2 protein-coding genes are annotated in these 2,217 nt (G+C 49.7%); both read left to right on the forward strand.

Going from position 1 to position 2,217, the window contains the following annotated elements:
* On the forward strand, nt 1-534 hold a 534-nt coding region (locus HC752_RS23960), incomplete at its 5' end, for a phosphopantetheine-binding protein (RefSeq protein ID WP_190337694.1).
* A gap of 3 nt (nt 535-537) precedes the next feature.
* Nucleotides 538-2,217: condensation domain-containing protein (locus HC752_RS23965; RefSeq protein ID WP_238930625.1), on the forward strand; the 1,680-nt coding region annotated here is incomplete at its 3' end.

Here is a 2,217-nt window from a genome sequence, read left to right on the forward strand (position 1 = left end):
ATGGCGGCAGACGGAGTTCAACAAGCCGTGGTCATTGACCGCGAGAAAGAAGGCGACAAGTACCTTGCGGCGTACCTCGTGAGTGACCAGACACTCAACGTCGATGACCTCCGCTATAGCTTAAATGCGCACTTGCCGGATTACATGGTGCCCGCCACCTTCAACCAGATTGCGTCAATCCCTCTTACGTTGAACGGCAAGCTCGACCGCCGAGCGTTGCCCGAACCGGAGTGGGTGGAAGCCAGCGGCTACGTTGCCCCAGACAGTGAATTGGAAAAAGCGCTGTGCGACATCTGGTCTCAGGTGTTGGGGTTAGAGCGAGTTGGTGTTCACGACAGCTTTTTCCAAATCGGTGGCAATTCCATTAACGCCATCAAAGTCATCAGCCAGATCAACCAATTATCGCTTTGCCACCAACGTGTGGAGCTGAGCCACCTGTTTAATTTAAGAACCATTGCTGAATTGCATAACCATCTGCAAGCCCAAGAGAAGTCGGGTGTATTAGAGCAGCAAGTCAACGAGATGAGTATTTAAGCCATGTTAGATCTAATCAATCAAATCAAAGAGAATGAATTGTCGGTATGGGTTCAAGGGGATGCTATCAAATTAGCCTTTGGTGATGACAAGCCATCGGACGCATTGCTTGCGAACATCAAAGAAAACAAACCCGCGCTGATCGATGTTTTAAGGCGCAATGGCATTTTATCTAAGCACGACTTTTGGGAGACGGAGATTTTCTCTTTGCCAAATACCAGTGCAACGTTGTCTTTTGCTCAAGAGCGCATGTTGTTTATCGAACAGTTTGAACAAGGCTCGGATGCGTACCACATTCCTTATACCGTCGAGCTTTCCAGTGACATCCAGCAAGATGCATTGATTCAAGCGTTTCAAACCGTTGTCGACCGACACCCTGTGCTGAGCTCGGTTTATCAACAGAATGACGAAGGGCAATTTGCATTGCGCCGACTGGATCAGCCAGTGTTCATCTCCCAGTTCAGCGTAGCTGACTTTGCGGAGTTCAAAGCTCAACTCACTCTGGAAATTGAGCGACCGTTTGATTTGTCTATCGAAGCGCCCATGCGTTTGTCGCAATTCACCTCGGAAGGCAAACAATACCTGCTGATACTTTGGCACCACATTGCGTTTGATGGTTGGTCGACCGACATTTTCCTGCGTGAGTTATCACAGGTCTATCAAGCTTTGTTAATGCAGGGTCGACCATCACCGCATATGCAGGTCGTACTGCCACCATTGGCTATTCAGTACAGTGATTACGCCTTTTGGCAACGGCATCAGCTCGAAGGAAAAGGGTTGGAGCGTCAAATGGCGTTTTGGTCGGAGACGCTATCGGGTTACGAAACGTTAGAACTGCCCACCGATCACCCAAGACCCGCCAAGGTGAATTACCAAGGCAGAAACGTCGCGTTAACGCTCGACAGTACGTTGTCGGAGCAACTTAAAGCGCTGGCACGTGATCAAGACACTACACTTTACGTGGTTATGCTGAGTGGGTTTTACCTCACACTGGCAACATTGAGTGGGCAGCAAGACATCGTAGTTGGAACCCCTTCCGACAACCGCCATCAACCACAGACGCAAGATTTGATTGGTTACTTTGCGACGTCTCTGGTGCTCAGGGCTCAACTCGATCAAACAGGCACGGCAAGCGATCTGTTTAAGCAAATTCATAAGGTGATGACCGACGCTAAAATGAATCAGGATGTGCCGTTCGAGCGTTTGATTGATCTGCTCAACGTCGAGCGTGATATGTCACGCCATCCTCTGTTTCAAGTGATGTTTGGCATGCAAAGTTTTGGTCATCAACTCTTGAGCCAAGAGGCATTGCCGTTTGAATCCGTCGATTTGGGTGACGAAGGGCTCTATGCGCCCGCCAAGTTTGATTTGAATGTCCACGTGGATGACGGTCACGACGCTCTAAAATTGGGATTGGATTACGCCACTAGCCTGTTTGAGCATACTTCTGCACAGCGTGTGCTGACGATTTATCAGCACATATTGAAAAGCTTTATCGCAGATTCTGACCAATGTCTTGCCGACATTGAGGTGCTATCCGATTCGGAAAAAACGCAGCTTCTGCACGCTTGGAACGCAACACTGTCGCCCGCGCCTGCTGCGTCAACGTGGCACCAATTGTTTGAAGCGCAGGCGCACGCCACACCCGATGCGGTGGCGCTCACCTATCAAGACCAGCATTTA

The sequence above is a fragment of the Vibrio sp. S9_S30 genome (assembly GCF_014694455.1).
Classification (GTDB): Bacteria; Pseudomonadota; Gammaproteobacteria; order Enterobacterales; family Vibrionaceae; genus Vibrio.